Raw genomic sequence first — 26,810 nt, 5'->3', positions numbered from 1 at the left:
AGAATACGTCGTCGGGTTCCGGCCCGGGTCAGCGCTTGACCACCGTGATCTTCGCGCGGTTGTCGGCCGGGTCGTCGCCCGCCGGGACCTGGGGGCCGGCGTTCGGGTCGTCCGGATCGGCCGTGGGGAACTCGTGGTAGAGCCGGCTCTGGCCCTTGGCGCCGGCGACGATCCGGTCGATCCTCAGCTTGAACGGGTAGCGGATCTCGGCGCCCGCCTTGAAGGACTGCGGCGGCTTCACGCACCGGTACCAGGTCGTGTCCGCGGTGCGGTCCTCGACGGGCTCGCAGTCCGGGGAGTGCCGGACGACGCTGACGCCGGCGGGCAGGGTCACACGGGTGACCAGCTGCGACTCGTCGGTGGTGCCGGTGCGGCCCGGACCCTTGAAGTCGAAGCCGAGGGAGGCGGCGACGGTCTCCCCGGGACGGCCCTTGAGGGTGGCGCCGACCGCCGTGTAGGTGCGCCGGTTGTCCACCTTGACGTACTGGGTCCGCGCGTTGTCGTACCCGTACAGGTCGAGGGCGAAGGGGGCGGGTCCGGCGGGCGGGGAGCCGGCCGGGACGGTGGGGACGGCGGGCACCGGCTCGATCTTCAGGGTCGTGCCGGTGCCCCGGGCCCAGGTGGTCTTGCCCAGCGCGGCCCGGCGGGTCTCGGGGGTGTCCTCGTACACGCCGTAGTGGGCCGACTCGGAGAAGCCTTCGGCGCCGGCCTTGACGGTGGGGACGGCGGCGAGGCGTGCGGCCGCGCCCGGGGCGAAGGAGCCGGGGAACTCGCAGAGGACGGCCTCGGCGCCGCCCTTGTGGGTGCCGTACAGGCAGTTGCGGTACGTCCCGAAGCGAAGGTCCAGGCCCTCGCTCGCCAGGAGGTGGACCAGGAGCCCCCGGGCCGGTTCCGTGCCCTTGTTGGAGAAGGCCACCGGCAGGTCGAAGGACTTCCCGGGCTTGACCGTGAGGGAGTGCTCCCTGCTCCCCGGGCGCATCACGAGGTCCGGGCCGCCCAACTGCACCTTGGTGCTCCACGGCTTCACGGTGGCGCCCGCGACCTCGCCGCTGATCCCGATGGCGCCGGTGAACCCGGACGCCACGCCCTTGGCCGGGGTCAGTTTGACGATGGCGACCGTGGTGGAGTCGTCGAGGACGGTGTCCGCCTCGCAGACGGCGACGTCCCCGGTGCGCGAGCACCGGTCGCCTCCGTACCAGACCTTCGCGTCGACCTTGCCCTTGAGGGCGGAGAGGTCGAAGGAGACCCGGTAGTGGAGGCGGGACCCGTCGCCCTTCACTTTGGCTCGGAGGTTGACGGAGAAGGACTTCCGCTCGGGGGTCGCCGTTCCGTCGTGGATCGGGAGGACCACGTCGGAGGCGGCGGTCAGGCGGAGTTCGCGGGGCGCGGCTGCGGTGGGGCCGGGTCCGGCCTGGGCGTGGGGGGTGGCGAGGCCCAGCGCGGCCGCCGTCGTGACGGCCGCGGTGAGCAGGTGGATCGTCTTCATGCCCGGTTGGATCCACGAGGGGCGGGCGGAGTTGTGGATTCCATGATCACGAATGGATCACGTCCGACGCCGCCCGCGTCCGGAGCGCTTCGGGCGGAGGCGGGCGAGGGCGGGCGGGCTCAAGCCGGCTTGCGCCACACGGAGACGTGCTTCGTGGAGTCCTGGGTGAACGGAGCGCCGTCCCAGTCCGCGACGCGACGCTCCGGCTCCAACCCCGCGATCCGGGCCATCAGATCGAGCTCGGCCGGCCAGGCGTACCGGTGGCGGGAGTTCTCCCGGCGGTAGCGGACCCCGTCGCCGCCACCGTCGCCCACTCCGCCTCCGGACCCGGGCTCGGGCTCGTCGCGGGTGAAGTGGTGCGAGACGAGGATCTGTTCCACGAGGTCGAAGGTGTCGAAGCCGAGGTGGCGTTCGGAGACGTCGAACGGCACCGCGATCTGACCGGGCGGCAGGAACCGCAGCGGTGGAACGCCCAGCTCGATGACGAAACGGCCGCCGGGCTCCAGGTGCCGGGCCGCGTTGCGGAAGCACTCGACCTGCTCGTCCTGGGTGAGGAGGTTCGTGATGGTGTTGTAGACGAGGTAGACCAGGCTGAACCCGCCCGGCACGACTGTGGTCGCCATGTCCCCGACCACCACCGGGAGTTCGTCCCCGTCGGCCTTGCGCCGCAGCACCGCCACCATGTGCTCGGACAGTTCGATGCCCACCACCGGCACCCCGCGCTTCCGGAGCGGGACGCCGACCCGTCCGGTGCCGATGGCGAACTCCAGCGCCCTGCCGTCTCCGGCGAGTTCGGCGAGGAAGTCGAGGGTCGGTTCGAGGACTTCGGGTGAGGACGCCTCGACCTCCTCGGCGTCGTAGCGGTCGGCGGTCGCACGGGTCCACAGTTCACTGCTCGTCACGGGCGACCACTCTGCCGGGCACGGCCGCGCGCTGTCGACGGAGTTTCGGGCGCCGCGGTTCCCACGGGGGGAGAAGAGGAGGTTCGACGCGGCAAGGCGCAGGAGACGACGGCGATGGGCCGGAGGCGACGGCGATGGGCCCACCCGACCACCGACGCGTTCCGGCCGCCCCCACGCCTTTGTCCGAACTCGCGATCGAATGCAGGGTGCGCGTGGATCTACCATGACCCGTGCACGAACCGGACGGACCTCTGATCCGCGGTCGGAGCGCGGGCCGTGCCCGCGCCCGCTGCCGCATCGCGTGTCCGGGAGCGCGGCCCACCATCCGGAGGGGTCGGGGGCCGCGCTCGACGCCCTCGTCGGGTACGTGCCCGCTCCCGACGCACGGACCGCCGAAGAACGGACCGTCGTGGTCGGGAGTCCCCCGTACACCACCCTCACAAGGACGGTCATGACGCTAGAGCACGGGCATCGGCCCAGCGAGGGCCCCGCGCGCCGGCAGGAGGGCCGGGCGCGCCACGAAGTCCTCGGAACGGCGCCGTCCGCCGGCCGGGAAGGGGCAGGGGAAGGGGGCGGCGGCACGGACCGGAAGGAAGTCGACCCCCCTGCGCCACCTCTGCTCGCCGGGACCACCCCGTCCTCCTTCACCCGCCACAATTCCGCCGTCGCCCGGCTGCTCGGCGTGCCCGACGAGCAGTTCGAGGACCTGCTCGGCATGGCCCCGGCCCACCTGACCGGCGACCGCTTCCGCACTCCGTCCACCACCAACATCCGGATCTGGGAGCTGCTCACCACCCGGGCCCCGTGGACGGAGGTGGCACTCCTGATGGCCCGCCGGGCCGAACTGGGCACCTTCGGCGTGTGGGACTACCTCCTCACCTCCGCCCCGACGCCGCTCCAAGGGCTCCGGGACGCCGCGCACTACGTCGCCGCGATCGGGGACGCGGGCACCGAACAGCTCCTGATCACCGAGGACGGCGGACACGTCACCCTCAGCCACGCCAACGCCGCCGAGCTGACCTATGAAACGGCGTCCGCGATCCGCTCGTTCAGCCTCGGCCTCCTCCGACGACGGCTCGGTGAGGCTCTGGGACGGCCGGTGACACCCGTGCGCGTCGCCGTGGCCGCCACCTCCCCCCGCAGCCACGGCGCGCTGGCGGAGCTGTACGGGACCACGGCCATCGAGTTCGGCGTGCCGATCAGCTCGATCACCTTCCGCACCGCCGACCTGGACGTGCCGTCCCCGCACGCCCCGCCCGGCCTGTCGGACCTGCTGCGGGGCCACGCCGATCGGTACCTGGACGAGGCCGTCCCGCTGTACAGCTGGATCGACGAGTTCCGGCTCGCCCTCGGGGCGGAGGGTCCGGACTCCCCCGCGCTGCGCACGGTCGCCCAACGCCTGGCGATGAGCACCCGTACCCTCCAGCGTCGGCTGGAGGCCTACGGCACCACCTGGAGCGCGGAACTCGAAGCGGAGCGCCGCACCCGGGTCCTGCGGATGCTGCGCACCACCGACCTCCCGCTCGGCTCGGTCGCGGACCGGACCGGCTACGCCGATGTCCGCGCCATGCGGCGGGCGGTCCGCCGGTGGACCGGCCACACCAGCACCGACCTGCGCCGCGGGGTCGCTCCGGAGGGGCCGGAGGGGGCCTCGTAGGGCGCTGAGCACGAGGGGCGTACGGGGGGTGGGGCGGGCGGGTCAGCCACCGGCGCGGAGGACCGCGGCGGGGCTCGTGCCGTAGGCCGTGCGGTAGGCGGCGGCGAAGCGGCCCTGGTGCGGGAAGCCCCAGCGGGCGGCGATCCGGGTGACGGACGTGGTCGTGGGGTCGGCGGCCCTCAACTCCTCGTGGGCGCGGGCCAGACGGACCCGCTTGAGGTAGGCGAGCGGGGTGGTGTCGGCGTGCCGGGCGAAGGCGTACTGGACGGCCCGGGGCGTCACCGGGACGGAGCCGGCGATCTCCGCGAGGCCGATGTCGAGGTGCGCGTTGTCCTCGATGAACCGCACGGCCCGCCGCAGCGTGGCGCCGTGGGCGTCGCGCAGGTCACGGCGGCCCGGATCCGGGGCGTGCCGGACGGTGCCCTCGGTGACGGTGGGGAGGGTGGCGAGGGTGACGGCGGCGAGGTGCCGGGCGGCGGTGCCGACGACCAGGGGGGCGGCGGCGGCCGCCGGGTCGGCCAGGAGACTCCGGACGTGGGCGGTGGTGGCGGCGAGGAGGCGGTGGGCCTCCGCCGAGACCGGCCGACTGCCCGCCAGGCGCTGCACGGGTCCGGCGTCGGGGTCCGCGCCGTCGGTGCGGACCTGCGCCAGGAGTCGGGTGGGGAAGGTCGTCAGTCCGTACCGGGCCGAACGGACCTCCCCCGTGTAAGGGCGGTCGGGTGGGGCGATCAGGAAGGTCGACCCGGCGCCGAAGGCATGCTCACCGGAGGTGTGGACCCCGTCGGCGACCTGTGCGAGGACCACCTGCTCCAGCGGACCGGCGTCGAAGGCCATCGTGTAGCCGAACTCCAGGTCGTCCAGCAGCAGATCGCCCACGGCCCGGCGCGCGATCCGGGCGCGGGTGTCCTCCGGGCGGCCGCCGATGCTCATCGGGGTGTAGGCCGCCGACAGGTACGCCTCCGTCTCGGCCAGGTCCCCGCTCTCGAACACCGACTGCTCCGGCACTCCCGCCACCGCCTTCCCCGCCGCCGTTCCCCCGCACACGGCCCTGTGCCCGGTCGGCGAGGATCCACGTGCTCCGAACTGAAGACGGTACGCCCCCGCGGAGGGCCCGTGCACACCCCGCCTCCGACGGTCGCTCCGGTCTCCGCCCGGTGACGGCGGTCCGCCCTCGTCTCCGGACGCGCGCGTGGTGGGCCGCGGCGCCGTCCGCGCCGGGGCCCACCACGGGTTGGGAGGTTCAGGACCGGCGGCGGTCCTGCAGCGAGTCCTTGACCCCGCGGGCCTTCTCGTCGGCCTTGCCCGCGACCTCGCGGACCTTGCCCTTGACCTGGTCCGTCTTGCCCTCGGCCTGCATCCGGTCATTGCCGGTGGCCTTCCCCGCGGCCTCCTTGGCCTTGCCCTTGAGCTGCTCCATCTTCCCCTTGGCCTTCTCCGACATGACGGAACTCCTTCTCGTGCTCTTCGAAGAGATATCGACAAATCGACAAACTATGCGAAAGGGGGCGAGTGTGCACGAGGAGGGCGCCGATGGTGTCATCGTGGGGGCTCGACGCGAACCCGTCGAGGGGATTGCCGCCGGGGCCCGACGGACCCTGTGCTCCCGGGACGGTCCCGGGTCCGGACTGCCGGCCGGTCGCCGACGCGGGCCGAAGACGCGCGGCGGAGAGCACTCTTCAGTCGCCCGATACGGGGCAGGCGAGCGGACATGGGAACCAGCTCGACACCGGACAGCACATCCGCCCGCTCCGGGGCGGGCGTCACCTGTCGACAGGCCCGGGAGCTGGCCCGGGGTCTCCTGAGACGGCCGGCGGTGGCACCGGAGCGGGTGGCAGACGTGGAGACGGTGGTCACCGAGCTGGTCTCCAACGCCGACCGGCACGGCGGCGGGGTCACGGGCTTCCGCATCGCCCGCCGACCCGGCGGCGTCCTCATAGAGGTCTCCGACTCCTCTTCCCGTCTCCCACGGGAGCAACCCTGGGCGCCGAGCGAGCCCGGCGGCTTCGGGTGGCTGCTGATCAACCGCCTCGCCCTCACCGACATCCGACACCACCGCTCCGGGAAGACCATCATGGCGACGATCGCCACCGCCACCGCCTGCTGAACCAGGGGGCGGGCACCGGCGGCTGACCGGTGGACCTCGCCGCGTGCCGTCCCGCGCGCGCTCTCCTTCGCGCCTCAGAAGGGGGCGTCCGGCTCCTTCACCAGGATCGCGTTCACGGCGTCCTCGGCACCGGCTGCGTACGATCCGGCGACGTCCAGCTCGTAGCGCGCGGCCGCCAGAGCCAGGAAGGCTCCGGCGTCGAAGGGCCGTCGGTCCACCGCCGTCAGGCATCCGGAGGCGCCGCCGCGAGCCCCGGTGCCGAACGCGTGCCAGGCGGACTGGGCCGAAGGGTCCGGCACCCGGAAGTACTGGCCGTCCTCCCACGCGGCCGTGGTCCCGATGTCCACGCAGAGCGCACGGACCCGCGCCAGCGCGGCGGCCTGCGCGGCGGGGTCGCCGCCCGGTGGGACGTCGATGCCGCGCAGTTGCGCGGTGGCGCGGACGGCCCGGTTCAACAGGTACCTGCCGCCCCGGTCCGACCAGGCACGGACCTGCCGGGCCCGCGTGCCCTCGGACGCGGGCGGTGGATCGCCGAGGAGCCGCTGGAAGCCGCGCTGGGCGGCCGCCTGGTCCGGCAGGGCCGCGTGCCGGGAGAAGAGGGCGAGGGGCTCCCCGACCGCCAGGGCGAGCCCCAGCACCACCGGCAGGGCCACGGCCGACCAGCGGGTGGACGGTCGGTGGGAGGAGGGCCGCACGACGCCCCGCCGCCGCGGCTCGCGGGCCCGCCGGCCGCGGCGGGCCCACCCCACCGTCCACCGGAGGAGCACGGCCACCGCCGCGAGGAGGAACGCGGCCATGAGGACGGCGTTTCCGAAGGCCGTCACCTCGTCCAGGGAGTGGAGGCGCCAGACGGGACGCGGTCGGCAGGGACCCTGGCGCACGGAGAGCGGGGCGAGGCAGCCGTCGAAGGACAGGAGGAGAGCCGTGCCGGCGAGGCCGACCACCGCCGCGATCTGGGCCGCGACCAGCGGGACGAGGGGCTGACGGGCCCGGGTCCCCGCCACCAGGGCCGCCACCGCCACCGCACCGGCCGAGGCCAGGAACAGCCAGACGCCGAGGCGCAGTCCTCCGCCCCCACCGTCGGCCTGCTGCCCGGCCCGTTCGGCGTGCAGGTGGGCGAGGGCACCGGCGACGGCGGCCCAACCGAGCACCCCGCCGAGCAGACCGGGGGCCAGCGCGGTGCGCAGTGCGGGGGGAGGCTCCGGGGCGAGGGGGCGGGCGGTGTCGTCGAGTCGGGCCCGGACCACCCACCGCGGCACCCCGCCGCCGAACGGTCCGAGGGCGAGGGCCAGTGCCGGGACGATCCAGGTCACGGCCACCGCGGCGGTGAACAAGGGCCACAGCATCGAGCTCAGGAGCGTCGGAGTCACCGCCACCACGGCCGATACGCCGGTCCGCCCCGTGGTGGTGATCCCCGGGAACGCTTCCCGGACCATCCGGTCGGCACCGGGGGTGACGAGCTGCCAGAAGGCGCCGTACAGCCCTCGTGGTGTGAGCCAGGCGAACCAGACCATGGCGACGACGAGGGCTGCGGCCATGTACTGGAGGAAGACGGGTTTCAGGGATCCGCCGCGCCACGCGCCGGTCCAGAGGCGCGCGCACAGGGTGAGCCACACGGTGAAGACGACGCCGGAGGCCACGATGAGGGGGAAGCCGATCAGGCCGCCGATCCACCACTGCCTCGTCCCGGCGCCCAGGCCCGCCACGAAGCTGCCCGCGCCGAGCCCCGCGCCCAGCCAGAGTCCGGTCCGCACGCCGGTCGGGGCCCGTCGGCCGGTGACCGCCGCGTGCGTCACCGACCGCCACAGTGCCGTTCCGATCACCCCGCACACCAGCACGGCGGAGGGCAGCGCGGTCACCTGGGAGATCCAGGGACTGAGTCGTCGGTACGCGACGGGGGCGCCCAGGACGTGGCCGTGGATCAGGACCGCGCTCGCCCCCGTGAGCAGGGCGGGCAGGGCCCGGAGCCCGAAGACCGGGGCCGGATCGGAGAGCGCGGAGCGACGCACCCGCGCGGAAGGGTGCGTGCTCCACAGGGAGGTCAGGGATCGGGCCGCTCCGCGGAGTCCACCCGGTGAGGGGGGTTCCGAGGCGACCGCGCGGTGGATGTCGGCTCCGCCGCGGGCGGCGGCGAGGTCGGCGTGGACCTCCCGCGTGCGCAGGACGTCTGCCCGGGCCAGGTAGACGAGGGCGGCCAGGACCAGGGGCAGCAGGAGCGTACGGATCTCGTAGGGCGACGGTGCGGGCCGGGCCGACGGGTCGAACGCATCTGCCCGGTGCAGCGCCCACAGCAGGGAGGGCAGCAGGACGAGGGTGCCGAAGGCCCGCCACAAGGCGACGGTCGCGTACGTGACGGTGACGTCGCGGTGGGAGATGTGGGCGAACTCGTGCAGCAGCACGGTGCGGAAGTGGTCCGGGGCGGTGTTCCGGCAGGCGAGGAGCCCGGCGTGGAGGCAGACGATCGGTCGGCGGGTGCTGCCGAGGACCACGGCCCCGGCGGTCGGGGCCGCCCGGTCGACGACGATGCGCGGGACGGCGGACAGCCCGGCCGCCTCGGCGGTGGCCCGGACGAGCCGGAGGACGTCGCCGTCGGGATCGACGGACCGCAGGTCGACAAGGCGGCGCCGCCGGACGGTCCACGCGGGGAGGATGCGGAAGAGCAGGGCGGCGGCGATGACGAGCAGGGCGGGTGCGAGGGCGACCTGCCACCAGGGGGGCACGGGTACGAGCCGGTCCATGCAGGCCCACACGGGGATCGACTGGGCGGCCAGGCGCAGGATCGCTTCCGCCGTGCCGGCCCGGTCCGGGTCCGCTCCGGCGGCGAGCAGGCAGTCGACTCCGTCCGTGGCGCGCCGGGCCCACAGGATCATCAGGGCCAGGGCCCCGGTGGACACCAGCATCAGGGCCGTCAGGACGGCGAAGCGAGCGCCCGTGCCGGCCACCAGCACCCGGTCGTCGACGACGGGGCGGGAGACGACACCGCTCACCAGGTGGCTCCGACGGCCGGATCACCCTCCTCGGGGAGGCCGGGCGGTGGGGCGGGGGGCTCCGCCGGCGCGATCTCCGCCGGGGCGGAGGTCGGGGCCGGGTCGGGGGCGGGGGCCGGGGCCGGCTCCAGGACCAGTGCGGCGACGACGGCGTCCGCGAGTCCTTGAGCCTGCTCGGGCGCGGCACCCTTCAGGAGTGCCGCTTCGAGGACCTGTCGGCGCACCTCCGCCAGCTGCGACCGCTCCAGGGCGGGCAGGACCTCCGGGGCCGAGGGCCGGCGCACGACCCGCTTGAGCCAGTGGCCCGTCCGCCGGAGGGCGCCCTCCGTGGCCACCCCGGCCAGAGTGGACGCGACCTGGTGCAGCACCAGCCACACCACGGGCGTGGCGAGCGCGGCCGCTTCCGCCAGGCCGAATCCCAGCGGCTCCCGATCCCCCCGCCCCGACAGCCGCCGTAGCGCGGCGGCGTCGTCGAGGGCCAGCAACCCGTCCACCAGAACGACCTCGTCAGGTGCCACCCGCTCGACCACCTCACGGACCACGTCCCGCACTCGGCGTCCCCCCGACGCCGACGACGCCCCCACCGAACCCATCCCCCACCCCCATGACGGACCGTCGAGTACAGCCCCTCACGATGGCACGACCACGGGCGGTCGCACCATGCCCCGGCAGCCGGGTCAGCCGGAGCGGGCGTCGGACGGGGCACCCCCCAGGGGGTCCGTCGGGGCGGGGCCCGTGCGCCGCGCCAGGTTGTCGCGCAACGCGGTCAGGCGGTCGATCTCGGCGTCCAGGGCGGCGAGCCGGCGCCCGACGACCCCGCTCGGTGCCGTCCCCGTTTCCGCGGTGCAGCGCGGCGGCGGGTCCTGGGCGAGCAGGTGGAGCCGGTCCGCGCAGCCCCGCAGGTCCTCCACGGTGAAGCCGAGCGCCAGCAGGTCCCGGATGACGCGCACCCGGACGATCTCGGCCGGCCCGTACGCGCGCTGCCCCGAGGCCGAACGGGCGGGCGGATCCAGCAGACCGCGCTCCTCGTAGAACCGCAGCGCCCTGGCCGTGGTCCCGGCCGCCACCGCGGCGTCAGCAATCCTCATCGGCGCACCCGTCCGCACCCTCACCCCTTCGCCCCCACCGTCCGTCGCCGCCATGTCGCGCCCCTCCGCGTCCGCTCCGTCGCTCCCGCACCCGCACCCGGCGGGCGCCCTACACCTCGACCACCACGGCCCCGAAGTACCGGCCCTCGATCAGTCCTCGCAACGCTTCCGGCGCCCGGGACATGCCCTCGACACGGGTGTACGGGAACCGGATCCGGCTGGAACGCAGCCAGTCCCCGAACCGTGCGGTCCACTCCTCCGACACGTCCGGGTGATCCGCTCCGCTGTAACCGCGCGAGGACAGACCCCTGACCACGATCCGGAACGCGTCGAGTTCCACGGGCGCGCTGCCCCCGGCCCGGCGCGGGGACAGTTGTCCGGCCAGGGCGCCCACCAGGGCGAGGCGCGCGCCCTGTCGTGCCGCACCGACCGCGGCGGCCAACTGCTCGCCCCCGACGGTGTCCAGCACGACGTCGATCCCCTCGGGGGCCGCCTCGGCGAGCCGGGCCGCGAAGGGCCCGTCGTCACGCCGGACCACCGCGTCGTACCCCAGCTCGGCCACCAGCCGGTCCGCCTTCCGGGCCGACCCGGTGGTGCCGATCACGCGCCCGGCTCCGAAGAGTCGGGCGATCTGCCCGGCGAGGGACCCCACCGCGCCCGCCGCCCCGGTCACCAGGACCACCTCGCCCTTCCGCACGGGTGCGAGCCGGGTCAGGGCCCCGTAGGCGGCCGTTCCCTGGGGTCGGTCGCGATGCGCGCCGCAGGAGGGTGGGACGGGGACGGCCGCGTGATCGGGCGACGGGGCCCGCGGGCGCCCGGGCCCCGTCGTCGCGCGGTGCGTCCGCAGGTCCACCGTCCACCGGTCCTGCGGTTCGGCCCGCGTCGGGACGCGCGTGTGGGGACACGTCGTGACGCGGACCGTGCGGTGCGGGAGGGGCGCCGCGGCGGGCCGGAACGCGCCGCGCCCGGAGCCGGGTGCGACACGGAGAGACCCCGGGCACCTGTTCCTGTTCCGGATCCTGATCCTGTTCAGGTTCAGGTTCAGGTTCAGGTTCCCGCACGATTCTCCGCCGCACCGACCGCACGAACAAGCAGGGACTCCGCACCGATCGGTGCGCGGAACTCACCAATGACATCGGCCTGTTGGGAGCGGCCGGTACAACCGGAGCGCGGTCCTCACCGCGCAGAGCATGGCGACGTCGTGGACCGCAACGAACGGGGTGGCCGGTGCGGTCACAGACCGCCGAGGCCCGGGGGGTCGAGGTCGACGGCGGGCGGAGGTTCTTCCTGCAGGACCTGCCGGACCTGCCGCGGCGGGGCCGATGCTGCGGGCGGTGGCTTGCCGAACGGGTGCCAGGCGGGTGCTGCCGCGAGCCCGCCCTTCGCGACGCTCAGGAGCACCTCCGTTTCGCGCGAGTCCGGGGCCGCCGCGCGGGCCGCCCGGACGGCGGCCTCTCCCGCCGGAGTGATCTCCGGCGCCCGCGGGTGGCGTGGCCGCTCCTCGGAACGGGTCAGGAACGGGACGGCGACGACGTAGCCGACGAGCAGCGGCCAGGCGCCGGACAGCAGTGCCGACACGACGCCGGTCACCAGGTAGAGCGTCAGGAGCCGGGCCCGCGCCCGGCGGGCCCGTGCGCGGGCGGTCCGCCAAGCGGCGACCTGCGGAGCATCGGCGGCGATGCCCGCGGGCAGGCCCCGCTCCCGCAGGAGTCCGTCCGTGACGAGTCGCCGGCGCAGCTCGTCCCACGGCGGGCGGGACCAGTCGTGGGCGCCGGAGGAAACGGACAGCCGACCGCTCTTCCGCGCCGGTGGGTCGAGCAGCGCCGCTTCCACCTCGTCGCGGGGCACCGGGTCGTTCACCGCGAAGACGTAGCGATCGTATGCCCGGCCCAGGAACGTCAACCGGCCCTCGGCGTGCATCCGTACCAGGGCCACGCCCAGGACACCCGCGGGGCCGTGCGGGTACTGGAGACAAGCCGACTCGTACCACGACAATCCCGTGGCGGGCGGCCGGACCGGGCCCGCGGTCGCGGCCAGAGCCGACCACGCGCGTTCCTCCGCGGACCGGAACCGCACCAGCACGACGGCGGAGAACAGCACGACGAGGACGGCGGACACCACCCCCGCCGCCACAGGAACCGCACCCACCACAGCGCCCTCCCCTGCCCGATCCGGGCCACCGCGCCGGCCGAACGGCCCGCTCGCCCGGGGGTCCAGGCACAGCGTGCCCGCTCGGGAGGCCCGCTACGCCGTGGGCCTCGACCGGGCGGCCGGCGGAGGAGGCCCCGCCGGCCGGGGGCGGGAACGCGCCGCCGGCCGGTGGGGCCGGCTGCCGTCGCCGGCCCCGCCTCACCTGGCGAAGCCGTGGGGAACGGAGAGCGCGGTGTCGATGAAGGCGCGGGTGCGGGCGCTGTCCCCCTGTCGGGCCCGGATGAACGTGCAGTCGACGGTCGGGGCGTCCCGGAAGGGGATCCACACGATGTCCGGCCGTCCCAGGTAGGGCTCCGCTCCGGCGCAGGAGGAGGTGACTCCCTTGTCCGCGGCCACCAGGACGAGCGTCGCCGGCCAGAAGTTGGCGGTTCCGCCCACCGGGACGGTTCGACCGGCGGGGGTCCGTCGCGGGTAGTGCTCCGCCATCCAGTAGTCGGGCATGTTGCCCGAGAGGGTGATCAGTTTGGTGTCCGCGAGGTCCTCCACCGAGACGGACTCGTAGCCGGCGAAGGGGTGGTCGCGGCTGACCAGCAGCACGCGGTCCTGTCGGAACAGCACGGGACCGGCGGTCAGGTCGGGTTCCGCCATCGGGCCCTCGGTGACCTGGAGGTCCACCAGGCCGGAGCGGAGCGGGCCGTAGAGGTCGGTCAGCTGGATCTCGTGGATGCGCACCTCGCAGGCCGGGTGCCGGCTCTGCAGCAGGTCGGCGGCCTTGATCAGGACTTCGGCGGCCATCGGGCTGGAGTAGCCGATGTCGAGGATCCCCTCGATGCCGCGGCCCGCCGAGACCGCGCGGGCCAGGGCGGACTCCATCTGCTCTCTCGCCGGGAGCAGGTCCTCGCGCAGCTGGAGGCCCACGGCCGTCAGGGCGACGCGCCGGCTGGTCCGCTCGAACAGGGGCGCTCCGATCCGCCGCTCCAGTTTCTTGATGGTCTGGCTGATCCGGTCCTGGGCGAGGCCCAAGCGTTCGGTCGCGCGCCGGAAGTGGAGCTCCTCCGCGAGCATGAGGAAGGCGTCCATCTCGTGCCGTTCCATGACACCCCTGTGTATGGGTGGGCTCGGCTCGACGATGGGCCGGTCCGGGTGCCGGCACCAGCCGGACCCATAGACGTTCGAGGCGAGGCCGCGTGATCCGCCCGGATACCGCGTCGCTCCGCACCCCACACGGGCGCGCGAAAGCGCGGACCGTACCGAGTCACCGAGCCCCCCGACTCGCAGCGCACACTGTACGCACCTGTACACGCGGTGCGCAACCGGTATGGCGCGGAGGCCCGGACCGTGCGCGGGGCGCCCCTGGAGGGACGCGCGTGACCGGGCCCGGGCCCGGAGTCAGCCCGGGAAGCGGCCCGTGGAGCGCAGCTGCCAGCGGCGTTCGGCGTACGCGAGGTCGTCGCGCCACAGCCGGGCAGCGGCGGTGCGCATGAGGGGGCGCAGGAGGGGCGCCGCGTGACGGGCCAGGGCGAAGCCGGTGCGGTCCGAGGCGGCGACGACGGCTTCGGTGACCGCCGTGCGGGGCCGGCCCTGCGCGTCGGGGCCGAGCGGGGTCGCATGGGTCTCGACGACGGAACCCGCGCCTTCGCCCTCGGTGATGCGCATGAGGACGGTGCGGGGGCCGGGAGCGGTGAAGACGGCTCGGACCGGTACGACGAGGCGTCCGGCCAGTTTGAAGGAGACGTCGACCGTGAACCGGTCGTCGGGGCCCTCGGGGGTGGGGGTTTCGACGACGGTGAGGTCGACGAAGGAGTAGGGGTGGAACCAGGCCCCGTGCCAGGGGTCCAGCCGGTTGGCGACGATGTCCTCGGGTTCGCAGGTTCCGGCGCCCTCGTAGACGACGGTGACGGCGCCGACGGGGTGGGGGCGTTCCGGGACGACGGGGGTCGGGAGGGGGTCCTCCCCTCCCGCCTCGTCGAGACGTACCCAGAGCAGGACGCCGTCGTCGAAGGCCGGGTAGGGCTTCCAGCCGGCGAACGGGGCCCCGTCGAGGGCGAGGCCGTGCCAGTGGCAGACCAACGTGCCGCACCGTACAGCGCTCCGCGCCAGCGGCGCTCCCAGGTGCGGGCAGGCCCCGGGGCCCGCCCGGAGGATTCCGCCGGTGCCGCGCCAGAGGACCACTTCGACTCCGGCCACGGTGCGGCCCAGCGGGCGGGCGTCGTCCAGGGCGGTCGTGGGGGCCACGACGAACCAGTTCCCCGAGGGGCGGGCCCGTGCCCGGTCCAGGGCCCGGGCGATGAGGGGCGGTCGGGCCTCGCGCCAGGTGGGGCGTTGCCGGTCCCACGGGACCGGTGCGCGGCGCAGCGTGAGGGGCAGGCGGGGGCGCCGCGATGGGGGGCGGGGGTTCACGGGGCTTCCTCGGCGACGTGTCGCAGGGGCGTGTCGTACCGGGCCGGGTGTCCCGTGAGGAGCCGGGCGCGGCGGCCCAGCCGGGCGGCGGTGACGGCGGCGAGGCCGGCGGCGGCGACCGCGGCGCGGGTCCGACGGGGGACGGCGGAACGGCGGTTGAGGACGTCGTGGCCGTCGCGCGCCACGGCGTCGAGGATCCCGCCGTACAGGATGCGGGCGGTGTCGATGCAGGGCCGCGAGAGCGGGTGCAGGAGGGCGAGGCCGGGTCCGGCCTCGGCGTAGACACCGCGGGTGAGGGCTTCGAACTCGCGCAGGGCGGCGAGGACGCGCCGGTCCTTGTGGCCGGTGTCCCGGCAGTGGTGCAGGAGGGGGCGACCGACGCCGTGGGCGGCCAAGAGGTCTGCGGGGAGGTAGACGCGTCCCCGGTCGAGGTCTTCGCCGACGTCGCGGAGGAAGTTGGTGAGCTGGAAGGCGACGCCGAGGGCGGCCGCGTACGGTTCGGCTTCGGCGCGGGGGGCGACGGTGCCCAGGACGGGGAGCATCTGCAGGCCGATGACGGCGGCGGATCCGTGCATGTAGCGGCGCAGGTGGGCGTAGCTGGGGTAGTCGGTGACGGTGAGGTCGGAGCGCATCGCGCCCATGAAGTCGTGGAAGTGGTGGTCCGGGATGTCGTACCGGCGGGCGGTGTCCGCCAGCGCGGTGACGACGGGTTCGTGTCCTTCGCCGTGGCGCAGTTGCCGGTCCAGGTGTTGCCGGAGTGTCTCCAGGCGCACGGAGGGCGGGGCGCCGTCGGGGGTGGGGGTGTCGACGATGTCGTCGGCCCAGCGTGCGAAGCCGTAGAGGGCGTGGACGGCGGGCCTGCGGTCGGGCGGCAGGAGGCGGGTGGCGAGGAAGTAGGTCCTGCCGTGGGCCGCGTTGAGGGTGCGGCAGTGGGCGTAGGCGGCTCTGAGCGCGGGGTCGGTGATGCCCGCCGCGTCGAGTTCGCGGGCGGTCACCGGCTCGCTCCGTTGCGGCGGGTGGCGGGGCGTCGGGAGGCGCCGGTGATGCGGGCCGCGGCGAGTTTCCCGGACAGCAGGGTGGTGGGGACGCCGACGCCGGGGGTGGTGCCGCAGCCGGCGAGGACGGCGTTGTCGGTGCCGCGGACCAGGTTGCGGGGGCGGAAGGGGCCGGTCTGCAGGAAGGTGTGGGCGGCCGAGAAGGGGGTGCCGGCGGCGTGCCCTTGGTCGAGCCAGTGGGCCGGGGTGATCAGTGCCTCCTCTTCGATGGCGTCCGCGAAGCCGTGGAGGCCGCGGTGTTCGAGGGTGCGCACCAGGTGGTCGCGGTAGCGCGGTCCGAGCTCGGCCCAGGCCGTGCCGTGGGGGCCGATGTCGGTGTTGGGGCAGGGGGCGAGGACGTAGTGCAGGTGGCGGCCGGGCGGGGCGAGGGAGGGGTCGGTGGTCGTGGGGCGGGTGATGAGCAGGGACGGGTCGCTCATCAGCTCGCCCCGGCGGGTGAGTTCGTCGAAGGTGGTCCGCCAGGCGGCTCCGAAGGAGATCGTGTGGTGGGCGAGTTGTGGCCAGGTGTGGCGGGTGCCCGCGTGCAGGACGACGGCCGACGGGGCGTGGGTCAGGCGGAGGGGGCGGCGGGGACGGCGGCCGAGCAGGCGGTAGGTGACGGGCAGGTCGGGCGTGAGGACGACGGCGTCGCAGGGGATGCGGTCGTTCGCGGTGACGACCGCGGTGACGTGGTCCCCGGAGCGTTCCAGCGCGGTGACGGCCTCCCCGTAGCGGAGTTCCGCGCCCGCGTCGGCGGCGGCGTCCGCCATGGCCCGGGGCAGGGCATGCATGCCGCCCCGGGGGAAGTACACGCCAGCGACGGTGTCCATGTAGGCGATGACGGCGTAGGCGGCGAGGGCGCGGGCGGGCGGCACTCCGGCGTACAGGGCCTGAAAGGTGAAGACGCGTCGGAGGCGTTCGTCGTCGAGGAAGGCGCCGATGCGGCGGTCGAGACGGCCGAAGCCGCCGAGGGCGGCGAGCCGGGCGAGGTCGGGGGTGAGGAGGTCGAAGGGGGAGTCGAAGTTGGCGTCGATGAAGCGCCGCATCTGGGCCCGGTGGATCCGCCCCAGCCAGGTGCGCAGGCGGGTGTACCCGGCCGCCTCGCGGGGGCCGGCGAAGCGTGCGACCTCTTCGGTCATGGCCTCGGCCTCGGTGTGGACGTCCAGGGTGCTGCCGTCCGCGAACGACGCCCGGTAGGCGGGGTGGAGGGGGGTGAGGTGAACCCGGGCGCGGAGGCTGTCACCGACCGCGGCGAAGGCTTCGTCGGCGAGGTCGGGCATGGTCAGCACGGTGGGACCGGTGTCGACGCGGTAGCCGTCGAGGTCGAGGCGTCCGGCCCGACCACCGGGCCCGGTGTCCCGTTCGACGAGGGTGACGCGGCGGCCCGCGCCCAGGAGGTGCAGGGTCGCGGCCAGGCCGGCGAGACCGGCTCCGACGACGACCACGTGGTCGGTGCTGCCCTTGACCGAGCGGGTCACCGGTCGGCCTCCTCTCGGACGTCGGCAGGTGGGGCCGACGGTGCGGGCGAGGGGGGCGGGGGCCCGGGGGGCTGCCGGTGGCCGTTCGGCGAGGCGACCGCGGTGGCGAGGAGGTCGCGGAGGCGGGCTTCGCCGATCGGGTCGGGCAGGGTGCCGTCGAGCCGGCCGAGAGCCCGGGCGGACAGTCGTTCGATCTTGGTCTCGACCGCGTGCCGGGCACCGGTCCTGACCATCGCCTCCCGGACCTCGTCCAGGTCTGCGGAGGACAGGTCGGCGCGGCCGAGGGCGTGTTCGAGGGTCTTCAGGGCGGCGCGGTCGTCGGCGGACCGGGCCCGTGCGAGGGCTACGGCGGCGAGGTAGGTCGGCTTGCCCTCGCGGATGTCCCCGCCGCAGGTCTTGCCCGTGTCGAGCGGGTCGGCGAAGAGGTCGTCGAGGTCGTCACGGAGCTGGAAGGCCAGACCGAGACAGTGGCCGGCCGAGCGCAGGGCGTCGGTGGTGCCGGCGTCCGCGCCCGCCAGGGCCGCGCCCAGGAGCAGGGGCCTGCCGACGGAGTAGAGGGCGCTCTTGAGGCGGGCGGCACGCAGCGCTTCGACGGGGGAAACGGTTCCGGTCAGCTGACCGTGGAGGTCGAGCAACTGGCCCGCGACCATCTCGGTGCGCAGCTCGCTCCACAGCCCGCGGACCGCGGCCGCCCGCCACGGGTCGAGCACCGTCCCGGCCACCAGGTCGTCGGCCCAGGCCAGGGCGAGGTCCCCGGCGAGGATCGCGGCCGCTTCCCCGAACCGGTCGGCGGCGGGGCGCGGGGCGCGGTGGCGGTGGCGCCGGCTCGCCTCGGCGTGGAAGGCGGGCCGGCCGCGTCGCAGGGTGGCCCCGTCCATCACGTCGTCGTGGATCAGGGCGCAGGTCTGGAGCAGTTCGAGGGCAGCCCCGATCCGCAGGGCCGCGGCGGCGGTCGCGGCGTCCGACCCGCCACAGGCGCGCAGGGCCCACCACAGGAGTCGGGAGCGTCGGCGTTTGCCGCCTTCGCGGGTGAAGCGGGCGACCGGTTCGGCGAGTTCCCGGGCGAACAGCGGGTCGAGGGTCCCGGCCGTGTCGAGTCGTGCGGCGAGCCAGAGCGTGAGAGCACGGTCGACGGCGCCCGGTACGTCGGCGTCGACGGCGGCCGGATCCACGGTGTGGGGACCGGGATCGCTCACGGCGTGCCGGGTGGGGGGTGCGTCGGGGCCGTCCTGGTCGTCGGGATCGGCAGGGGTGCGCGGGGCGTCGGAAGGTGGTGGTGCTTCGCGGCGGGAGGGGGCTACCGGGTGGGTGCCGGTCCGTGACGGGGACACCGGATGTTCGTTCGCTCGGCTCGGGCGCATCCCGGTTCCTCTCGTCGTGGTACCGAATCGCTCACTGGGGCTCTTCCCTCCCTTCCCCGACCGCGGATGCGCGGTCGGGGAAGACGGGGAAAACGGGGCTAATGCCATCGGGTGGACGCGTCCGGGTGGGTGACCGTGGGAGCGGCACGCATCCGATCGGGCCGCCGCGCGGGAAGGCTGGTACGTCGCCTGCCCGTGCGACGCGGGACGAACCTCCGGCGCGTCGCCGTGTGCGCGCCGCAGGAGCGGGAACGAGCGGTGAGGGAGGGAGCCGGGATGTCGCGGACCGACGTGCTGATCATCGGGGCCGGTGCGGCCGGGCTGTCCCTGGCCCACCGGCTGGCCGGGCCCGTCCCGAACGGCCGGACTCCGTCGGTGCTCCTGGTCGACGCTCCCCCGGGGCCGTTGCGGCCGGCGCCGCGCACCTGGTGCTTCTGGGAATCCGGGCGGGGCCGTTTCGACGCCGCGGTCCGCTACCAGTGGCGGCACCTGCGGGTGCGTCCGCCCGTCGGACCCCCCGTGGAGGGGGACATCGCCCCGCTGCGGTACAAGATGATCCGCTCCGACGACTTCGAGGCCCTGGTGGGCCGTGCCCTCGCCACCAGTGCCCACGTGCGCCGCCTGGAGGCCGTGGTGGACGCGGTGGTCGAGGTGCGCGAGGGGGCCCTGGTGTCGATGACGGAGCCTGAGGGACGGGAGCGGGAGGTGACGGCCCGCTGGGTGTTCGACTCCCGTCCCCTGGACCGGCTTCCGGCCGCGCGCACCACGCTGCTCCAGCACTTCCGGGGCTGGTTCGTGCGGACGGCCCGACCGGTGTTCGACCCCCGCACCGCCGAGTTGATGGACTTCCGTACCCCGCAGCCCTCCGAGGGGCTGTCCTTCGGCTATGTCCTGCCGACGGCACCGGACGAGGCGCTCGTGGAGTACACCCGCTTCTCCCGGCGGGTCCTCACGGAGACGGAGTACGAGTCGGAGCTGCGGCACTACACCGCCGAGGTCCTGGGCCTGGGCCCACTGGAAGTCGTCGCCACGGAGCACGGGGTGATCCCGATGACGGACGCCGTCCTGCCGCGCCGGACCGGCGCGTCCGTGTTCCGGATCGGCGCCGCCGGCGGGGCGACCCGTCCCTCCACCGGCTACACCTTCGCCGGGCTGCAGCGGCAGACGCGGGCGGTGGCCGCGGCGCTCCGGCAGGGCCGGCCGCCCGTGCCGCCGCCGGCGCACTCCGCGCGCTCCCTGGCCATGGACGCGGTGCTGTTGCGGGCCCTCGACAGCGGGCGCCTCGACGGCCCCGAGCTGTTCTGCCGCTTGTTCGCCCGCGTCCCCGCGGCCCGGCTGCTGCGCTTCCTCGACGGCGACACCGGCCTGGTCGAGGACATCCGGGTCGGACGGCACGCCCCGGCCCGGCCCATGGTGCGCTCCGCCCTCGAACTGCCGCGGCTCCCCCGGAGGCCACCCGCATGACCCCCACCCGCGCACACCGACCCGCCCCGGAGGCCCGATGACCCTGCTGCGCGACGCGGAACTCGCCGCCGCCTTCGACCACGCCTCCCGCAGTTACGACGTGCTGGTGGCGGCCAACCCCGGCTACCACGCCCACCTGCGGCGCTCCGTGCGCCGCCTGGGTCTGCCCGACGGCGGTCGGGGCCTGCGGGTCCTGGACCTCGGCTGCGGAACGGGCGCTTCCACGGCCGCGATCCGCTCGGTGCTCCCCGAAGCCGCCGTCACCGCCGTCGACGCCTCCGCGGGCATGCTCGCCCGGGCCACCGCGAAACCGTGGTCGGACGGGGTGCGCTTCGTCCACACCCCGGTCGAGGAACTGCCGCGAGCGGGGATCGGGGACGGGTACGACGCCGTGTTCGCCGCCTACCTCTTCCGCAACGTGCGCGACCCCGACGCCGTGCTGCGCACCGTCCGCACGCTCCTGAGGCCCCGGGGCCGGCTCTCCGTCCACGAGTACAGCCTCAGCGGACGACGCACCGACCGGGCGGTGTGGACGGGCGTCTGCCGCGGCCTCGTGCAGCCCGTCGCGACCCTGCTGGGCAACGGACCCCTCTACCGACACCTGTGGTCCAGCGTCGTCCGCTTCGATCCCGCCGACCGGTTCGCCGACCGCGTCCGCGGCGCCGGCTTCGACCGGGTGCGGGTGCTGCCCCTGCCGGGCTGGCAGACCGGCATCACGCACACCTTCGTGGCCGCCCGACCCGCGGGAACCCGGTGAACGGGCGGCCGGAGGGCCGGAGCCGCGCGGCCGCCGGCGGCCGGGACCGCCGGGCCCGCGTGATCCCCGCCGCGCCCGGGGCCGACCGCGCGCCGGAGGGAACCACCGCCGCGGTGGTCGGCGGCGGGATCGCCGGCCTCGCCGCCGCCACCGCCCTGGCCGAACGCGGCGTGACCGTGACGCTGTACGAGCGCGAGGCGTACCTGGGCGGACGAGCGGGGGGCTGGCCCACCCGGCTCTCCGACGGCAGCACGGTGACGATGAGCCGTGGCTTCCACGCCTTCTTCCGCCAGTACTACAACCTGCGCGGCCTGCTGCGCCGCACCGACCCCGCCCTGGACCGGCTGGCCGGGCTCCCCGACTACCCCCTGCTGCACGCGGACGGCATGCGCGACGGCTTCCGGCACGTGCCGCGGACCCCGCCGTGGAGCGCTGTCGGGTTCGCGGCGCTCAGTCCGTCCTTCCGGCTCCGCGACCTGCGCGCCCTGGACCCCCGCGCCGCCCTGCCACTGCTCGACGTCCGCGTGCCCGAGGTCTACGAACGCCTCGACCGCCTCAGCGCGCAGGCGTTCCTGGACGCGATCGGCTTCCCCGCCCGCGCCCGCCACCTGGCCTTCGAAGTGTTCTCGCGGAGCTTCTTCGCCGACCCCCGGGAGCTCTCGGCCGCGGAAATGGCCCTCATGTTCCACATCTACTTCCTGGGCTCGGCCGAGGGGCTGCTCTTCGACGTGCCCGTGGCCCCCTACCCGCAGGCCCTGTGGAACCCCCTCGCCGAGTACCTGCGGCGCCACGGTGCCGAGCTGCGCACCGGCCGCCCCGTCGACGGGGTGGCGCCCGACCCCGACGGCGGTTTCACCGTCACCGCCGGTGACGACGAGCAGCGGTACGACACCGTGGTGCTGGCCCTGGACGCGGCCGGGCTCAGGCGCCTCGCCGCCGCCTCGCCCCTGCTGGGCCCGCCCGAATGGCGGGCGCGCGTGGCCCGCCTGCGCACCGCGCCACCGTTCCTGGTCACCCGGCTCTGGCTGGACCGGCCCGTCGCACCCGACCGGCCGGGGTTCCTCGGCACGAGCGGCTTCGAGGGCCTCGACAACGTCAGCGTCCTGGACCGCTGGGAGGACGAAGCGGCCCGGTGGGCGGCCCGTACGGGGGGCTCCGTCGTCGAGCTGCACGCCTACGCCGTCCCCCCGCGCGAACCCCGCACCGTCGTGCAGGACCGCCTCGTCGAACAGCTGCGCCGCGTCCACCCCGAGACCCGGTACGCCACGGTGGTGGACGCCCGGCACGAGTGGCGCGAGGACTGCCCCCTGTTCCCCGTCGGCGGATACGAGGACCGTCCCACCGTCCGGACCGGGGTGCCGGGACTGGTGGTCGCGGGCGACTTCGTGCGCACCGGGCTGCCGGTCGCCCTCATGGAACGGGCCGCCACCACCGGCTTCCTGGCCGCGAACGCGCTGCTGGAACGCTGGGGCGTCCGGGGCCAGACCCTGTGGACCGTCCCCGACCGCGGACGGAGCCCGCTCCTGCGCAAGGCGGTGGCCCTGGCGGGCCGCTGAGCCCGCCGGACCTCACGTTCTCCCACCGGCGGCACCGCGGCGGGGGCAGGAGCGGGAGCGGGTTTCCGGGCCCGCGCACCGGGCAGGCGGCCGGACACGGACCGGACGGCGGAGCGGAGCGGGACCTCGCGCTCCGTGCTCGTGATCGGCACCGACCCGGGCCCGCACCGGTTCGCCACCGGCCCGCGCGGCAGCGGACCGGGTCGAGCCGTCCGGTCCGGGCTCCCGGCCTCGACCCGGCCCGCGGGCAGAGGGGAGCTCGTCCGCGTCAAGGAATCCGCACCGGGCAGGAGGGGCCGAGGACACGGCTCGGAAACCGCGGGATCCGAACCGGAACCGAGGACGCGGAACGCAGGAGGAGGAGACATGAGGTGGCAGGAGGCGCCGGTCCGGGCAAGGGCGCTGATCACGAGGGTCGCGGCGTACGGCGACAGGGCCCTCCGGGAGCCGGGACCGGAGCGCGCCGAGCTGGTGCTGGGCGCGAAGTCGGTGACGGCGGCGGTCGTCGCGTGGGTGCTGGCCCGCCACCTGCTGCCGGTCGCCGTGGCGACCTTCGCGCCGTTCACCGCGTTGATCGCGCTGCGCAGGACCGTGTACCGGTCGGTCCGCGACTGCGTCCAGTACGTGGCGGCGATGGGGGCGGGAGCCTCCCTCGCCGCCGCCCTGGCGGCGTGGGCGGGTATCCACGCCTGGTCCTTCGCCGTCCTGGTGCTCCTCGCGCTGACCGTCGGGCGGCTGCACCGACTCGGCGCCCAAGGCGTGCAGGTCGCCGTGGTGGCCTTCTTCGCCTTCTCCTCGGGCGGCGGCCGCATCGACTACATCGGACACCTCGCCGCCTCCGTGGCCATCGGGGCCGCGTGCGGGCTGGCCATCCACATCCTGCTGGCACCCGCCGGGCACCTGTTCCGCCACCAACGGACCGTCGCATCGATCTGCTCGGAAATCGCATCCGAGACGCGCGCGTTGGCGGAGGTCTTCGACCACGCCGACACGGATCCCCACAAGGTGCGGCGAATGCGCTCCGACTGGCGGCGGCTCGCCTCCGACTGCGACCGCCTGCACGGTTCCCTCGACGAGGAGGCGGACAACGCCCGGCTCAACCCCCGCACTGCCCCTTCCACCGTTCCTTCCGCGCTCGCCCGCACCCGCGAGACCCTGACCGTCGCCCAACGCTGCCTGGACCACCTGCGGTCCATCACCCGCACCGTCGAGTACCTCCTGACCGACTCGCACCACCAGGCACTCCAGCCGGCCTTCCGCAGCGGCTACCGCGACGTCCTCGACGCCGCGGCGGCTGTGGTGGAAGAGATCGGTCAGGCCGCCCCCACCGACCCCGCGCGCCTGCGTGACCTCCTGGAGCGGACGGCGGATCGCGTCACCGACCTGGAGGCACTGATGCGGCCCGAGGCCGCACCTGCCGCACCCACCCTCCAGGGGACCCTGCTCACCGATGCCTCCCGGCTCCTGACGGACATCCGCGGCAACCTCCACGTCCTCGCTCCCGACCCGACGACGTGACCTTCCGCATACCGGCCCGCCCGTCACAGCGTGTCGGGGTCGACCCGTTCGAGGGGTGAAAGCGCCGGGCCCTGGAGCACGTCACCGTCGACTCCGAAACGGGACCCGTGGCAGGGGCACTCCCAGGTGCGTTCTGCGTTGTTGAAGGCCACCAGGCAACCCAGGTGGGTGCAGACCGCGGACACCGCGTGCAGGGCTCCCCGGTCGTCGCGGTGCACGGCGCACGGCTTCCCGCCGTTACGGACCACGGTGCCCTCGCCCGGCGGCAGGTCACGAACGGAGCCGTTGCTGCCTTCGCCGAGGGTGTCGAGGCGGTCCTTGACGAAGTGCCTGCCGGTCTCCCACTGGGCTTTGAGGAAGGCGGGTGCGGAGCGGACGGCGGGCCCGACCCGGCCGGGATCGTACAGACCGGCCCAACGCTGGGGCGTGCCGGCGACGAGGGAGGCGAGGAGGGAACCGGCCATCACCCCGCCCGTCATGCCCCAGCCGGCGAAGCCGGTGGCCACGTACACCTCGTCGCCCGCGGCGGGGAGCCGGCCGATCAGGGGAACCGTGTCGGTGGCGCTGTTGTCCTGGGCCGCCCAACGCTGCGAGAGCTCCACCGCGGGGAAGTGCTGTCGCGTCCACTTCTCCAGCCGGGCCCAGGCCTCCTCGGTGTCGCCGCCGGAGCCGGGGGTGAAGGACTCGCCGGTGACGATGAGCAGGCGGCGGCCGTCGGCGAGCGGCGCCGTGCGCACGGACCGCTTGCCGCCCTCCGCGGTGATGTACATGCCCTCCGGGTCCCGGTCGACGGACAGGGGCCCGGCGACTACCAGGTCACGGTGCTGGGTGAGCCGGGTGCTCAAGAGGGCGTGGTCGAAGACGGGGTGGTGGGTGGCCACGACCACGTGCCGGGCGGCGACCGTGACCTGCGTCTGCGTGGTGAGACGGTGGGGACTCCCGGCATCCAGGGCCACCACACGGGTGCCGCCGTGGATGCGCGCACCGTGGGCGAGGAGGTCGTCCACGAGCCCGCGGAGGTACTTCAGCGGATGGAACTGGGCCTGGTCCTCGACGCGGACCGCCCCGGCCACCGGAAACGGCAGGCCCGTCTCCGTCACGAACGACGCCTCGAGGCCGGCCTCCCGTGCCGCGTCCGCCTCGGCGCGCAGCGCCCCGACGCCCTCGGGATCGAGGCAGTACGTCAGGGCCGGACGGCTTTCGAGCTCGCACTCCACACCGAGTGCGTCCGCCACCTCGAAGACGTGCCGCAGCGCGGCACTCTGGGAATCCGCGTAGTCGCGGGCCGCGTCCGGACCACGCTTCTCGCGGAGGGTGGCGTAGACCGTGGAGTGCAGGGCGGAGAGCTTGCCCGTGGTGTGACCCGTGACGCCGCAGGCCGGCCGGTCCGCTTCCAGGACGATGACGCTCAGGCCCGCTCGGGCCAGCTCCCTGGCCGCACTCAGACCGGCGATGCCGGCACCGACGACGGCGACGTCCGCCTCGGCGGGCTCGGTGAGGGGGGCGAAGGAGGGGAAGGCCGCGGTCCGCATCCAGTGGGAGGCGCCGGCGGTGGGGTGTCGGTTCATAACGGGCGACTTCCCCCGGAACCGGTGCCGGATGCGCCGCCTCGGCCGGCCGGTGGCCCGCTCTCCCGGTCCGGGAGCCTGACGGTGTCCCTCCCGCCACACCCCCGCCATCTGCGGCTGCCGGGCGGGGGCGGCCCTCAGGGAAGCGGGACCCCGCCGGTGGCGTTGACGATCTCGCCGGTGATGTAACCGGCCTGGGGCGAGGCGAGAAAGACGTAGGCGGGCGCCATCTCCGCCGGTTGCGCCGGACGGCCCAGGGGTGACTGCTCGCCGAAATGCTCCGTGTCGGGCATCGTCGCCGGGATCAGCGGGGTCCACACCGGTCCCGGGGCCACGGCGTTGACGCGGATGCCGCGCTCGGCGAGCATCTGGGCCATCCCGTGGGTGAAGGAGATGATCGCCGCCTTCGTCATGGCGTAGTCGAGCAGGTGCGGACTGGGCTGGTAGCCCTGGACCGAGGTGGTGTTGATCACGCAGCCACCGCGCGGCAGGTGCGGGAGAGCCGCGCGGGTCAGCCAGAACATCCCGTACAGGTTCGTCTTCATCACACGGTCGAACTGCTCCGTGGTGATCGCCTCGATCCCGTCGGGCTGGGACATCTGATAGGCGGCGTTGTTGACCAGGATGTCGATGCGGTCCAACTCGGCCACGGCCAGGTCGACCAGCCCCGCGCACTGCTCCTCCTCGCGGAGGTCACAGGGCACCGCCACCCCCGTGCGGCCCGCGGCACGGACGAGACGGAGCGTTTCCCCCGCGTCGTCCGTCTCCTCCGGCAGGTGGGTGAAGACGACGTCCGCGCCCTCTCGGGCGAAGGCGAGGCAGACCGCCCGCCCGATCCCCGAATCGCCTCCGGTGACCAGAGCCGCCCGGTCGAGGAGCGTCCCGTGACCGTGGTAGGAATCCTCGCCGTGATCGGGTCGGGGGTCCATCTCTCCGGTCGAGCCGGGGGGTTCCTGTTGCTGGTCGGGGAACGGCGGCCGAGGGTGACGGGTGACGGGGTCAGGTACCGAGGATCGGGTGGAGCCGTGCGCGGGCATGGTCGTTCTCCTCGTTCTCGTGCACTGCGGGCGGAAGGCCCGGAGCGTCCGATCAGATGGCGGGGTACGTGGCTGCCTTGAGGCGGCGGGCGAGGTGGGCGGTGTTCGCGGCGAGGGTCCTGGTGGTCGTGGCGGTCTTTTCGGGGGTCTTGTCGAGGTCCTGGTAGTCGGTGCCCTGCATGGCTTCGCCGACCCAGTAGGTGACGGCGTTCGGCGCGAGGGAGAAGCCCACGTCGTTGAGGCCCTGGAAGAGGTCGGCGCT

General features: G+C 74.7%; 21 protein-coding genes and 2 pseudogenes. 6 read left to right on the top strand and 17 right to left on the bottom strand.

Features of this window, described 5'->3' with window-relative positions; all coding sequences use genetic code 11:
- Nucleotides 1–28: 28 nt before the first annotated feature.
- Nucleotides 29–1,486, bottom strand: a complete 1,458-nt coding sequence (locus ABTZ17_RS11660; protein ID WP_352195381.1) for a hypothetical protein — start codon at nucleotides 1,484–1,486, stop codon at nucleotides 29–31.
- 119 nt (nucleotides 1,487–1,605) lie between these two features.
- Nucleotides 1,606–2,388, bottom strand: a complete 783-nt coding sequence (locus ABTZ17_RS11655) for a class I SAM-dependent DNA methyltransferase (RefSeq protein WP_352195380.1) — start codon at nucleotides 2,386–2,388, stop codon at nucleotides 1,606–1,608.
- A gap of 682 nt (nucleotides 2,389–3,070) precedes the next feature.
- On the opposite strand from ABTZ17_RS11655, the gene ABTZ17_RS11650 reads away from it, so the two are divergent.
- On the top strand, nucleotides 3,071–4,045 hold the full coding sequence (locus tag ABTZ17_RS11650; RefSeq protein WP_352195379.1) for an AraC family transcriptional regulator ligand-binding domain-containing protein: 975 nt from the start codon (nucleotides 3,071–3,073) through the stop codon (nucleotides 4,043–4,045).
- 42 nt (nucleotides 4,046–4,087) lie between these two features.
- On the opposite strand, the gene ABTZ17_RS11645 is transcribed toward ABTZ17_RS11650, so the two are convergent.
- Nucleotides 4,088–5,050 carry a helix-turn-helix transcriptional regulator gene (locus ABTZ17_RS11645; protein ID WP_352195378.1) on the bottom strand — a complete coding sequence of 321 codons (963 nt, stop codon included), beginning with the start codon at nucleotides 5,048–5,050 and terminating at the stop codon, nucleotides 4,088–4,090.
- Between the two features lie 235 nt (nucleotides 5,051–5,285).
- Complete coding sequence (locus tag ABTZ17_RS11640) at nucleotides 5,286–5,486, bottom strand: CsbD family protein (RefSeq protein WP_352195377.1); 201 nt, start codon at nucleotides 5,484–5,486, stop codon at nucleotides 5,286–5,288.
- A 267-nt stretch (nucleotides 5,487–5,753) separates the two neighbouring features.
- On the opposite strand from ABTZ17_RS11640, the gene ABTZ17_RS11635 reads away from it, so the two are divergent.
- Nucleotides 5,754–6,149, top strand: a complete 396-nt coding sequence (locus ABTZ17_RS11635) for an ATP-binding protein (protein WP_352195376.1) — start codon at nucleotides 5,754–5,756, stop codon at nucleotides 6,147–6,149.
- 74 nt (nucleotides 6,150–6,223) lie between these two features.
- Here ABTZ17_RS11635 and ABTZ17_RS11630 read toward each other — a convergent pair whose 3' ends face one another.
- The 10 genes and pseudogenes from ABTZ17_RS11630 to ABTZ17_RS11585 all read right to left on the bottom strand — a co-directional run bounded on the left by ABTZ17_RS11630 (nucleotide 6,224) and on the right by ABTZ17_RS11585 (nucleotide 18,483).
- Complete coding sequence (locus ABTZ17_RS11630; RefSeq protein WP_352195375.1) at nucleotides 6,224–9,136, bottom strand: M48 family metalloprotease; 2,913 nt, start codon at nucleotides 9,134–9,136, stop codon at nucleotides 6,224–6,226.
- Nucleotides 9,133–9,654 carry a hypothetical protein gene (locus ABTZ17_RS11625; protein ID WP_352195374.1) on the bottom strand — a complete coding sequence of 174 codons (522 nt, stop codon included), beginning with the start codon at nucleotides 9,652–9,654 and terminating at the stop codon, nucleotides 9,133–9,135. The genes ABTZ17_RS11630 and ABTZ17_RS11625 overlap by 4 nt, the downstream gene beginning before the upstream one ends.
- Nucleotides 9,655–9,813: 159 nt before the next feature.
- Entirely contained in the window at nucleotides 9,814–10,224 is a 411-nt protein-coding gene (locus tag ABTZ17_RS11620) for a MerR family transcriptional regulator (RefSeq protein WP_352195373.1), read from the bottom strand.
- A gap of 109 nt (nucleotides 10,225–10,333) precedes the next feature.
- A pseudogene (locus ABTZ17_RS11615) lies at nucleotides 10,334–10,960 on the bottom strand (zinc-binding dehydrogenase); the annotation flags it as partial.
- Nucleotides 10,961–11,457: 497 nt separating this feature from the next.
- Entirely contained in the window at nucleotides 11,458–12,372 is a 915-nt protein-coding gene (locus ABTZ17_RS11610; protein WP_352195372.1) for a hypothetical protein, read from the bottom strand.
- A 201-nt stretch (nucleotides 12,373–12,573) separates the two neighbouring features.
- Nucleotides 12,574–13,470, bottom strand: a complete 897-nt coding sequence (locus tag ABTZ17_RS11605; RefSeq protein ID WP_352195371.1) for a LysR family transcriptional regulator — start codon at nucleotides 13,468–13,470, stop codon at nucleotides 12,574–12,576.
- A gap of 294 nt (nucleotides 13,471–13,764) precedes the next feature.
- Nucleotides 13,765–14,775 carry a Rieske (2Fe-2S) protein gene (locus tag ABTZ17_RS11600; RefSeq protein ID WP_352195370.1) on the bottom strand — a complete coding sequence of 337 codons (1,011 nt, stop codon included), beginning with the start codon at nucleotides 14,773–14,775 and terminating at the stop codon, nucleotides 13,765–13,767.
- Entirely contained in the window at nucleotides 14,772–15,770 is a 999-nt protein-coding gene (locus ABTZ17_RS11595) for a phytoene/squalene synthase family protein (protein WP_352195369.1), read from the bottom strand. The genes ABTZ17_RS11600 and ABTZ17_RS11595 overlap by 4 nt, the downstream gene beginning before the upstream one ends.
- The gene (crtI, locus tag ABTZ17_RS11590) at nucleotides 15,767–17,287 is read right to left on the bottom strand and encodes a phytoene desaturase family protein (protein ID WP_352195368.1); all 1,521 of its coding nucleotides are present in this window, start codon (nucleotides 17,285–17,287) and stop codon (nucleotides 15,767–15,769) included. The genes ABTZ17_RS11595 and crtI overlap by 4 nt, the downstream gene beginning before the upstream one ends.
- Nucleotides 17,284–18,483 carry a polyprenyl synthetase family protein gene (locus ABTZ17_RS11585; RefSeq protein ID WP_352195367.1) on the bottom strand — a complete coding sequence of 400 codons (1,200 nt, stop codon included), beginning with the start codon at nucleotides 18,481–18,483 and terminating at the stop codon, nucleotides 17,284–17,286. Before ABTZ17_RS11585 ends, crtI begins: the two co-directional genes overlap by 4 nt.
- Before the next feature lie 441 nt (nucleotides 18,484–18,924).
- On the opposite strand from ABTZ17_RS11585, the gene ABTZ17_RS11580 reads away from it, so the two are divergent.
- From ABTZ17_RS11580 to ABTZ17_RS11565, 4 genes are all read left to right on the top strand, one after another.
- The gene (locus ABTZ17_RS11580) at nucleotides 18,925–20,112 is read left to right on the top strand and encodes a lycopene cyclase family protein (protein WP_352195366.1); all 1,188 of its coding nucleotides are present in this window, start codon (nucleotides 18,925–18,927) and stop codon (nucleotides 20,110–20,112) included.
- A gap of 37 nt (nucleotides 20,113–20,149) precedes the next feature.
- On the top strand, nucleotides 20,150–20,869 hold the full coding sequence (locus ABTZ17_RS11575) for a class I SAM-dependent methyltransferase (RefSeq protein WP_352195365.1): 720 nt from the start codon (nucleotides 20,150–20,152) through the stop codon (nucleotides 20,867–20,869).
- A complete protein-coding gene (locus ABTZ17_RS11570; RefSeq protein WP_352195364.1) occupies nucleotides 20,866–22,425 on the top strand; it encodes an FAD-dependent oxidoreductase in 1,560 nt (519 codons plus the stop codon). The genes ABTZ17_RS11575 and ABTZ17_RS11570 overlap by 4 nt, the downstream gene beginning before the upstream one ends.
- Before the next feature lie 366 nt (nucleotides 22,426–22,791).
- Nucleotides 22,792–23,943: an aromatic acid exporter family protein gene (locus ABTZ17_RS11565; RefSeq protein ID WP_352195363.1), complete on the top strand. Its 1,152-nt coding sequence runs from the start codon at nucleotides 22,792–22,794 to the stop codon at nucleotides 23,941–23,943.
- A gap of 23 nt (nucleotides 23,944–23,966) precedes the next feature.
- On the opposite strand, the gene ABTZ17_RS11560 is transcribed toward ABTZ17_RS11565, so the two are convergent.
- The 3 genes and pseudogenes from ABTZ17_RS11560 to ABTZ17_RS11550 form a co-directional block, all read right to left on the bottom strand.
- Nucleotides 23,967–25,511, bottom strand: coding sequence for an FAD-dependent oxidoreductase (locus ABTZ17_RS11560; RefSeq protein ID WP_502994644.1), 1,545 nt, complete (start codon nucleotides 25,509–25,511; stop codon nucleotides 23,967–23,969).
- 137 nt (nucleotides 25,512–25,648) lie between these two features.
- Complete coding sequence (locus tag ABTZ17_RS11555) at nucleotides 25,649–26,548, bottom strand: SDR family oxidoreductase (protein WP_352195362.1); 900 nt, start codon at nucleotides 26,546–26,548, stop codon at nucleotides 25,649–25,651.
- Nucleotides 26,549–26,600: 52 nt separating this feature from the next.
- Nucleotides 26,601–26,810: pseudogene (locus tag ABTZ17_RS11550) on the bottom strand (NADPH-dependent oxidoreductase); the annotation flags it as partial.

The organism is Streptomyces sp. NPDC097619, from assembly GCF_040302735.1.
Lineage (GTDB): Bacteria > Actinomycetota > Actinomycetes > Streptomycetales > Streptomycetaceae > Streptomyces.
The sequence above is the reverse complement of the archived record's forward strand: the minus strand, read 5'-3'. Positions and strand labels throughout refer to the sequence as shown.

Bases quoted from the DNA above. Each gene is read 5' to 3' on its own strand.
- ABTZ17_RS11660 (WP_352195381.1), bottom strand. From the start codon at position 1,486: ATGAAGACGATCCACCTGCTCACCGCGGCCGTCACGACGGCGGCCGCG.
- ABTZ17_RS11640 (WP_352195377.1), bottom strand. From the start codon at position 5,486: ATGTCGGAGAAGGCCAAGGGGAAGATGGAGCAGCTCAAGGGCAAGGCC.
- ABTZ17_RS11635 (WP_352195376.1), top strand. From the start codon at position 5,754: ATGGGAACCAGCTCGACACCGGACAGCACATCCGCCCGCTCCGGGGCG.
- ABTZ17_RS11620 (WP_352195373.1), bottom strand. From the start codon at position 10,224: ATGAGGATTGCTGACGCCGCGGTGGCGGCCGGGACCACGGCCAGGGCG.
- ABTZ17_RS11605 (WP_352195371.1), bottom strand. From the start codon at position 13,470: ATGGAACGGCACGAGATGGACGCCTTCCTCATGCTCGCGGAGGAGCTC.
- ABTZ17_RS11580 (WP_352195366.1), top strand. From the start codon at position 18,925: ATGTCGCGGACCGACGTGCTGATCATCGGGGCCGGTGCGGCCGGGCTG.
- ABTZ17_RS11575 (WP_352195365.1), top strand. From the start codon at position 20,150: ATGACCCTGCTGCGCGACGCGGAACTCGCCGCCGCCTTCGACCACGCC.
- ABTZ17_RS11565 (WP_352195363.1), top strand. From the start codon at position 22,792: ATGAGGTGGCAGGAGGCGCCGGTCCGGGCAAGGGCGCTGATCACGAGG.
- ABTZ17_RS11560 (WP_502994644.1), bottom strand. From the start codon at position 25,511: ATGAACCGACACCCCACCGCCGGCGCCTCCCACTGGATGCGGACCGCG.
- ABTZ17_RS11555 (WP_352195362.1), bottom strand. From the start codon at position 26,548: ATGCCCGCGCACGGCTCCACCCGATCCTCGGTACCTGACCCCGTCACC.